A 7,827-nucleotide genomic window follows, 5' to 3' on the forward strand; every position below is an offset into this window, starting at 1 on the left:
ATCCTGTTAAATTTGGCCCCAATATCGACCGCGCCCTTGATGCCTTGCGATCAGAGCCGGGCGATAAAACCTACCACCGCGAATTCATCGAATATGCGTTGCTGGATACGCCGGGCCTGTCATCGGGTACCATCACAGACATCCTTCGGGGTGCGAAACCGCAACGTCCCGATGTCGCAAACTGGCAGATGCTTGGGCTGATCAATCGCCAGAAGCGAAATGCTGGACTAACCGCAAAACTCCTCAACCTCGTCCATTTAACCTTCATCTTGCTTCGCTATTGGCGTGCACCAGTTTTCATGGATCGACCAGACTGCTTCTCCACACAATACCACGCCTTTTGCGCAGCTCTTCTGTCTGACAGTCCCCATAAACACCATCAACGGATTGCCAACCGGGCCACCGAAATGCTGGCACAACTTGTCGGCACGCATGGCTTTGTCAATCTGCTCGGACGTGGTGCGGGTCAGAGTTTTGGCGCGACCTGCGGGCTTTATTTGTTGTTAAAAACCGGCTACCCCAACGAAGCAGAGGCAATCCTGCATCGGCTGGAAGATGCTGTTCTCACGGCAGGTGAACTGCCGCTCAACCTGTTCGCCCCTGCCCCCTTGCCCGAAAACCCCGGCCCCGAAAATCCACAAACACCGGGATGGTACAGCTATAACCGCCACGATGATTACCTTGCCTTTGCTGGCTATTGGCTTCTGAAGGCCTCACAACTGCTAGCCCCAAAGATCCGGTCACACGCACCGGAAACTACCGCGAAAAACATAGTCACGCAGTTTTCATCCTCGTCCTATCACGCGCAAATGACGCTTTGTGGCAGACAGAATTTTGATGTCTCCGGCGCACCCGTCATTGTTTCGGGCCAAGGAAAATCTGCCCGCCTCTTCTTGCCAGCAACTGGCGGCGAACAGGATGCACCCAGCCTTTATGATCAAGCCTCAAACCCGCTTCCCGCGATTGGCGAGACAGAATTCTCCCGCTTTCTTCAAACCCGCCAGATATCTGAGAACAAGATTGATGTAAGCTTCGAGCTTGCCGGTATTGTTGGTCATCGAACAATCGAGTTTCAAAACGCCCGCGTCATCATCTCTGAACAGATTCCCGACTGCGCAGCTAACGAAGTCGAACTCTTCCGAATTCTTATTGATGGCAACATCGGCCTGACCCGGATCGCGGAAGACACCATCATCTGTCCAAAACTCGGAATAAAGCTGACCTCGGACGCTCCGCTACACATGATCCCACAAGCAACATTCACCGCTGCTGGTCCGGCAACACGGATCCGTGCGAAGACAGGGCAAGGGAACAGCGCCACTCTGACCATCTCGTGGGGAGGTTATGATGCGTGAGCCGATCACCATCATCACGACCGTGCGCGATGGCGACGCCCATCTCCATCGCTATTTTAGCAATCTGCGACAGATACTCGGTCCCCGTGATCATGCGGCCATTGTCGATGATGGCTCAACCACCCCCCTTGCCATACCAACGGACTGGCAACACGATCCGCGCTTGATCATCCTTTATCCCGGCAAAATTGGACGGGGGGCAGCGCTTAACCTCGCCATTGAAAACAGCCCCACCGATCTGATTGCCATTCAGGATATCGATGATCTTTCTCTGCCTGATCGGCTGGATCGGCAAGTTGATGTGCTTTCCAATAACCACAATCAACTTGTCTTCGCACGCGCAGTGTCCGATCCGTGGCGACCGACTTTGGCTGCCTTACAGCATTTTTCACCAGCACGGCTTTACTTCAGCAACCCACTGCATCATTCGTCACTTGCCATGCATCGCTCTGTCTGGGCGCGTGCGGGCGGATATGCAACAGATTTGCCCTGTTGCATTGATCTGGATTTCTATCTGCGCGCCTGCTGCGTTGCCAAGGCTCGCATCAATCGGCTAAGCATGCCCCTGATCGAACGTACCCTTGATCCCGGCACCCGCCATTTCGCAAGGATACCGAACGCGCTCTATCAGAAAACGCGTGCTTCCGTTCTTGCGCGTTACCGCCCTGACCTGCCTTGGTCGATCTGGCTGGCGGCTGCCAAACTTCGCGAGTTGCAATTGTTTTCGGCAAGAGACGTTCGATGATCAACCGCCCGAAAATCATCGCCATGGTTCAGTTGCCAACGCCCATGCACGGGGCGGCCCAAATGAACCAGTTCGCCATTTCGGCCTTGGCGAAAGACTTTGATTTGCATGTCATTGAAATGCGCTTTGCCCGGACATTGTCGGAGGTAAATCGATTTTCGGTGCGCAAGATCGGGTTGGCGGTTTGGTTGTTGCTGCGCCTGATCTGGGCATTGCCACGCGCCAAGGCGCTTTACATCGGCTTTGCACCAAATGGCTTCGCCTATTACCGCGACTGCATTTATGTACTTCTGGCCAAGCTACTGTGCGTCCCTGCAATTCTGCACCTGCACGGTCGCGGTCTTCCTGAAATGGGAAGATCAAAATGGTCTGAGTTGCTTCAGAAGACGGTTTTCAAAGAGCAGACCGTCATCCTGCTTGGCGAGAGCTTGCGCGCCGAAATCCAAGACCTTGATTGCAAGTCTGCCATCATCGCCAACTGCCTGGATGATAGTGCCTTCGTCGGCCCAGCCACCAAACAATGGGTGCCCCATCATCCAATCCGGCTTTTATGGCTGTCCAACCTGTTTCAGGCCAAAGGCATTGAAACCCTGCTTGCTGCCTGTGAGATCCTGCGTGCGCAAGGTATCGCTTGCCATTTGACGATTGCCGGGACCGAAGGCGACATCAGTAAAGCCGAGCTCACCACATTACTTGAAAAATATCACATGCATGCGGCAGCGACATATCTCGGACCAGTTTCCGATCCTGAACGGCTGGATGCCTTTGAAAACTCAGACCTCTTCATCTTTCCCAGCCACTACCCCAACGAAGCCCAACCGCTTGTCGTGCTCGAAGCCATGGCGGCCAATGTGCCGGTAATCACCAGCGACATCGCAACCCTGCCTGAATTCGTGCGCGATGGCGCAACCGGGCGACTGTGCCCGCCCCAAGACCCGGAACAATTGGCAAATGCGATCAGCGCAGCAATCGGTGCGCCGGAGAAAACAACTGCTATGCGCGATGCAGCCTATCAGATGTGCCGACAGAAATTCCGCCAAGACAGGTTTGCCGAAAAACTGCGCCAACGGGTTCACAGCATTATCGAAAATCACTGACGTGCCGAGGGTGATTGCGTACCATCAATACCGACGGCAAACGCATGAACAGGATGGCCAGAATGGATCGGGACCAATTCAACGCCTTTTGCAAATCCCTGCCGCAGACAACCCACGTTGTTCAGTGGGGGGACGCGGATGTCTGGAAAGTCGGCGGCAAGGTGTTCGCCATTGGTGGCTGGGCCAAAAATGAGACATTGTGTGTCACGTTCAAGACCTCAGAAATCGGCTATGAAGTCTTGAAAGATATGCCCGGCCTGCGTCCTGCCCCCTATCTGGCATCGCGTGGCATGAAGTGGATCCAGCACTATGATGCGCCGGGCTTGAGCGACGATGACCTGAAGGACCATTTAAAAAGCTCGCACCGCATCGTCGCCAAGGGTTTGACGAAAAAGCTGCAGCGCGAGCTTGATCTTTATCAGGACGAATAGTTTTGCGGGCTTAAAGACGCCAAAGATAGATGCCGGTCGGCACAGCCTCACGCGGCAGAACCGCACGCACATCAGCAACAAAGCCCTTGCCATCTTTAAGCAAGCTGCTGACGAGCGGCCAGCCTTTGGCAACATACTCCTTGTGCGACACGGCCAGAACCACCGCATCGGCGGGTTCCAAGCAATTATCCGAGCAAAGCTTCAAACCATCAAATTCGTGTGCCACTTCGCCCGCATCGGCATGCACATCATGGACCTGCACAGTGACTCCGGCCTCTTCGAGTGACCGAACGATATCGATCACACGCGTATTACGGATATCAGGAACGTCTTCCTTAAAGGTCAGACCAAGTACCGTCACGGTCGGGTTCTTGGTCGCCCCTTCACGCAGCAAGGCTCGGATGACCTTGTTGGCCACCACATCGCCCATGCCGTCATTAACCCGGCGACCGGCCAAGACCACTTGCGGGTAATAGCCAAGCTCTTCGGATTTATGGGTCAGGTAATAGGGGTCAACACCGATGCAATGCCCGCCGACAAGACCCGGCGTGAACTTCAGGAAGTTCCATTTGGTACCCGCCGCGGCAAGAACATCACTGGTATCAATACCTGCCCGGTCAAAGATCAGAGACAGTTCGTTCATCAGCGCGATATTCAAATCACGCTGCGTGTTCTCAATCACTTTCGCCGCCTCGGCCGACTTGATCGTTGGCGCCTTGTGAATGCCAGCGGTCACCACACTGCCATAAACATCGGCCACGATATCCAGCGTTGCCTGATCCTGACCCGAAACAACCTTGGTAATGGTCGTAAAGCGATGTTCGCGATCCCCCGGGTTGATGCGTTCGGGTGAATAACCCACCGTAAAATCACTGCCCGATTTCAGGCCCGAAAGTTGTTCGAGGATCGGAACGCATACTTCTTCGGTCGCCCCCGGGTAAACCGTGCTTTCATAAACAACGATATCTCCCTTTTTAAGGATGGCCCCAACGGTTTTCGAAGCAGAGCGCAGCGGCGACAGGTCCGGACGGTTCGAGCTATCGATCGGCGTCGGCACCGTGACAACATGAAAATCAGCCTTGGCAAGGTCTTGGGCATCAGCGGTCAACAAAAGATCGGCTGCGGCAAGTTCATGGTCATCGACTTCGCCCGTCGCGTCATGACCCGCTTTAAGCTGGGCGATGCGCGCCTGATTGATGTCAAAGGCAACAGTCCGGCCACACGATGTGCCAAATGCCACAGCCACCGGCAAACCGACATAGCCTAACCCGATAACTGAAATCTTGCGCCCGTGGCTCATTGGTAAAACCTTACAAACAACGTGGTTGCCGATTAGTAGACAGCCGACCATGCCCCGTCAATTGATAAGCGCTTGGCGGTTAAAGAGAGCGTCCTTGTGCCGCCTCCCGGAACGTGGTCTAGTTTCCATTACAGCCTCACAACACATGTACCTTATTATATGCGTCTTCTTTCCGCCGCCCTCGGCTGCCTTCTAATGTTCACCGGACACGTGTTGGCCGCGCCATCAACGTCACCGATCCGGGTGGTTTTTCCCTATATTCCGTTGATGGCGGAAAGCAAGGATCACGGTGTTTTCATCGATATGTATGCGGAAATAGCAAGGCGGTCGGACACTGACGTCGTCATTGATATTCTGCCGGTACGGCGCGCGGTACAGGACTTCATAAGCGGAAAATATGATGCGCTAGGCGCATATCCGTCACTTTCTGAAATTCCGGTCTCGCTGGCCTCTGTCCCGTTTTATCGCCGCGAAAATCTGATTTTTTACAGCACTGATCAATTTGGTCATGGCAATGTCACCAAGCTCGAAGACCTTGATGGCACGCGCGTTGGACTGGCCGCCTATCATTACCCTGACTACATTCTCGATCGTCAGGAACTCAACCTTGAGCGCGTGCCAGACGATGCGTTTTTGTTGCGCATGATTGCCAGTAATCGCCTCGATGCCGCAATCATCGAACGTTTTTCGGGCAACCATGTCTTAAAGCTGCTTGGCCTTGAAGGCACCATCTCTGTCAGCGAGGATCCGGTCACCAGCGAAAATGTCCTGATCCTGTTCAAGGCCGATCTTGCCGGGATTGAAAACCGCAAAGCCTTTAACAAGGCGATCTATGAAATGCTGTGCGACGGGAGCCTGGCAAAACTGTTTGGCCGCGCAAGCCTCCTGCCAGATCAAAAGATCATTGAACGCGATTTGCCAGCCGCCGCAATCATCAGCGATTGCGACCCCAAGGCCATCTTTGCAGACCGCTAACCCGCGCCAATAAAAAAGGGCACGCTGCCAAAGCAACATGCCCTTCTCAAATGTTCACTCTGGCGGTAAAGGTTCAGCCCTTCACCACGATATTGACCAGTTTCGGGGTCGGCTTGGCGACATAGATCACCTTGACGATTTCCTTGCCCTCCAGATGGCGGGCGACGTTTTCATCGGCCTTGGCAAGTGCTTCGACCGTTGCCTGATCGGCATCAGCCGCCACCATGACCGAACCACGTTTCTTGCCATTGACCTGAACCGGCACTTCGAACTCGTCATCCTTGGCCTTTTCTGCATCAAACTCCGGCCAGTCGAACTTGATCACCGATTTCTTGGCACCGAATTCATCAGAAGCCATCCGGCTCATAAGCTCCTCGCCCAGATGCGGGGCAAACGGTGCGACCATCAATGCCAAGGCCTTGGCATGATCATCATGCACAGCATTCTGCTTGGTCAACGCATTGGTGAGCTCGATCAGTGCCGCAATCGCAGTATTGAGGCGCAGATCGGCGATATCGCCGGTCACCTTGGCAATCGTCTTGTGCAGAAGCGTTTCGATCTTGCCATCGACGCTATCTGTCCGCTCCATCTGGGTCGTGACTTTCCAGACGTTGGACAGGAAGCGCATCATGCCGACAATCGCATCTGACTGCCACGGTTTGGAGCTATCGAGCGGCCCCATATACATCTCGTACGTTCTGAACGTATCGATGGTGTACTGATCGCAGATTTCCTCAGGCGGGATACCGTTTTTATAACGCTTGCCCATCTTGCCCGGAACGGTAATCAGCTGTTCATCCGTCTTGGCGTTGAACGGAACCTTCTTGCCATCGACATCGCGCATTTCAACATCATGGATGTCGACATAAACCCCGCGCGCATCGGTATAGGCATCGGCCGTAATCATGCCCTGGTTAAACAGCTTCTGGAACGGCTCCGGCGTTGCGACATAGCCAAGATCAAACAGAACCTTGTGCCAGAAACGCGAATACAGCAAATGCAGCACCGCATGCTCAGCCCCGCCAACATAAAGGTCAACCGACCCCGGAAGGGCGTTGCCGTCCTTGTCCGTGCTGTTTGCCCAATAGGCCGCGGCATCATCGGATGCAAACTTGGCATCATTCTTGGCATCGAAATAGCGCAGATAATACCAGCAAGACCCCGCCCAGTTCGGCATGGAGTTGGCATCGCGTTTAAACGCGCGCACTTCATATTCCGCACCACCATGGGTGTGTTTGGTGCCAACTTCTGCATCCACCGGCAGAACCGACCCATCAGAAAGGACGATCCCCGTCACTTCCATCCAGTCCTTGGCGCGTGCCAACGGCGGTTCCGGCTCTGAATTCGGGTCTTCGTTTGATTTCGGTTTGAAATCGGTCATTTCCGGCAGAACGACCGGAAGCGCCGCCTCGGCAATGCCGTGAACCTGATCGGTTTCCTTATCGAACAGAACCGGGAACGGCTCCCCCCAATAACGCTGACGCGAGAACAGCCAATCGCGCAGCTTATACTGCACGCGACCGCGGCCAATGCCCTTGGCTTCCATCCATTCGATGATCTTGGCCTTGGCATCCGGGGTCGAAAGACCGTTGATCGAGATCTCGTCATTGGCGGAATTGATCGTCTCGCCAACTTCGGTCTGGGCAAGTTTGAAAGCGCCCGGCTCCGCCTCATAGCGCGCCAGAAGCGTTGTGGCATCAGATTCCGCCGCATCCGCCGGTGCGTTTTCCTTAAGCCAAGCTTCGGACGGCTTGGTGGTCGCCTTGATCGGCAGACCGAATTTATGGGCAAATTCAAAGTCGCGCTGATCGCCGGCCGGAACCGCCATGATGGCACCCGTGCCATAGCCCATCAGGACATAGTCGGCAATCCAGACCGGGATTTCTTCACCGGTGACCGGGTTGGTCGCATGCGCGCCAATAAA

At 54.6% G+C, this 7,827-nt stretch carries 7 protein-coding genes; 5 read left to right on the forward strand and 2 right to left on the reverse strand.

Annotated elements, in window-relative coordinates; all coding sequences use genetic code 11:
• The first annotated feature begins 44 nt into the window (after nt 1-44).
• The 4 genes from B3Z49_RS17005 to B3Z49_RS17020 all read left to right on the forward strand — a co-directional run bounded on the left by B3Z49_RS17005 (nt 45) and on the right by B3Z49_RS17020 (nt 3,628).
• Entirely contained in the window at nt 45-1,355 is a 1,311-nt protein-coding gene (locus B3Z49_RS17005) for a hypothetical protein (protein ID WP_296993025.1), read from the forward strand.
• Nucleotides 1,348-2,100, forward strand: a complete 753-nt coding sequence (locus tag B3Z49_RS17010; RefSeq protein WP_296993027.1) for a glycosyltransferase family 2 protein — start codon at nt 1,348-1,350, stop codon at nt 2,098-2,100. Before B3Z49_RS17005 ends, B3Z49_RS17010 begins: the two co-directional genes overlap by 8 nt.
• Nucleotides 2,097-3,197, forward strand: a complete 1,101-nt coding sequence (locus tag B3Z49_RS17015; protein ID WP_296993029.1) for a glycosyltransferase family 4 protein — start codon at nt 2,097-2,099, stop codon at nt 3,195-3,197. The genes B3Z49_RS17010 and B3Z49_RS17015 overlap by 4 nt, the downstream gene beginning before the upstream one ends.
• Before the next feature lie 62 nt (nt 3,198-3,259).
• On the forward strand, nt 3,260-3,628 hold the full coding sequence (locus tag B3Z49_RS17020) for an MmcQ/YjbR family DNA-binding protein (protein ID WP_296993031.1): 369 nt from the start codon (nt 3,260-3,262) through the stop codon (nt 3,626-3,628).
• A gap of 10 nt (nt 3,629-3,638) precedes the next feature.
• Here the strand turns inward: B3Z49_RS17020 and B3Z49_RS17025 are convergent, their stop codons facing one another.
• Nucleotides 3,639-4,928: a nucleotide sugar dehydrogenase gene (locus tag B3Z49_RS17025; protein ID WP_296993033.1), complete on the reverse strand. Its 1,290-nt coding sequence runs from the start codon at nt 4,926-4,928 to the stop codon at nt 3,639-3,641.
• Between the two features lie 195 nt (nt 4,929-5,123).
• Here B3Z49_RS17025 and B3Z49_RS17030 point away from each other — a divergent pair, with 195 nt between their 5' ends.
• Nucleotides 5,124-5,903, forward strand: coding sequence for a substrate-binding periplasmic protein (locus tag B3Z49_RS17030; protein ID WP_296993034.1), 780 nt, complete (start codon nt 5,124-5,126; stop codon nt 5,901-5,903).
• 73 nt (nt 5,904-5,976) lie between these two features.
• On the opposite strand, the gene B3Z49_RS17035 is transcribed toward B3Z49_RS17030, so the two are convergent.
• A partial coding sequence (locus tag B3Z49_RS17035; RefSeq protein ID WP_296993036.1) for a class I tRNA ligase family protein occupies nt 5,977-7,827 on the reverse strand: 1,851 nt, incomplete at its 5' end.

Origin of the sequence: Thalassospira sp. UBA1131 (assembly GCF_002311515.1) — a bacterium.
Classification (GTDB): domain Bacteria; phylum Pseudomonadota; class Alphaproteobacteria; order Rhodospirillales; family Thalassospiraceae; genus Thalassospira.

Bases quoted from the DNA above. Each gene is read 5' to 3' on its own strand.
- B3Z49_RS17010 (WP_296993027.1), top strand. From the start codon at position 1,348: ATGCGTGAGCCGATCACCATCATCACGACCGTGCGCGATGGCGACGCC.
- B3Z49_RS17015 (WP_296993029.1), top strand. From the start codon at position 2,097: ATGATCAACCGCCCGAAAATCATCGCCATGGTTCAGTTGCCAACGCCC.
- B3Z49_RS17020 (WP_296993031.1), top strand. From the start codon at position 3,260: ATGGATCGGGACCAATTCAACGCCTTTTGCAAATCCCTGCCGCAGACA.
- B3Z49_RS17025 (WP_296993033.1), bottom strand. From the start codon at position 4,928: ATGAGCCACGGGCGCAAGATTTCAGTTATCGGGTTAGGCTATGTCGGT.
- B3Z49_RS17030 (WP_296993034.1), top strand. From the start codon at position 5,124: ATGTTCACCGGACACGTGTTGGCCGCGCCATCAACGTCACCGATCCGG.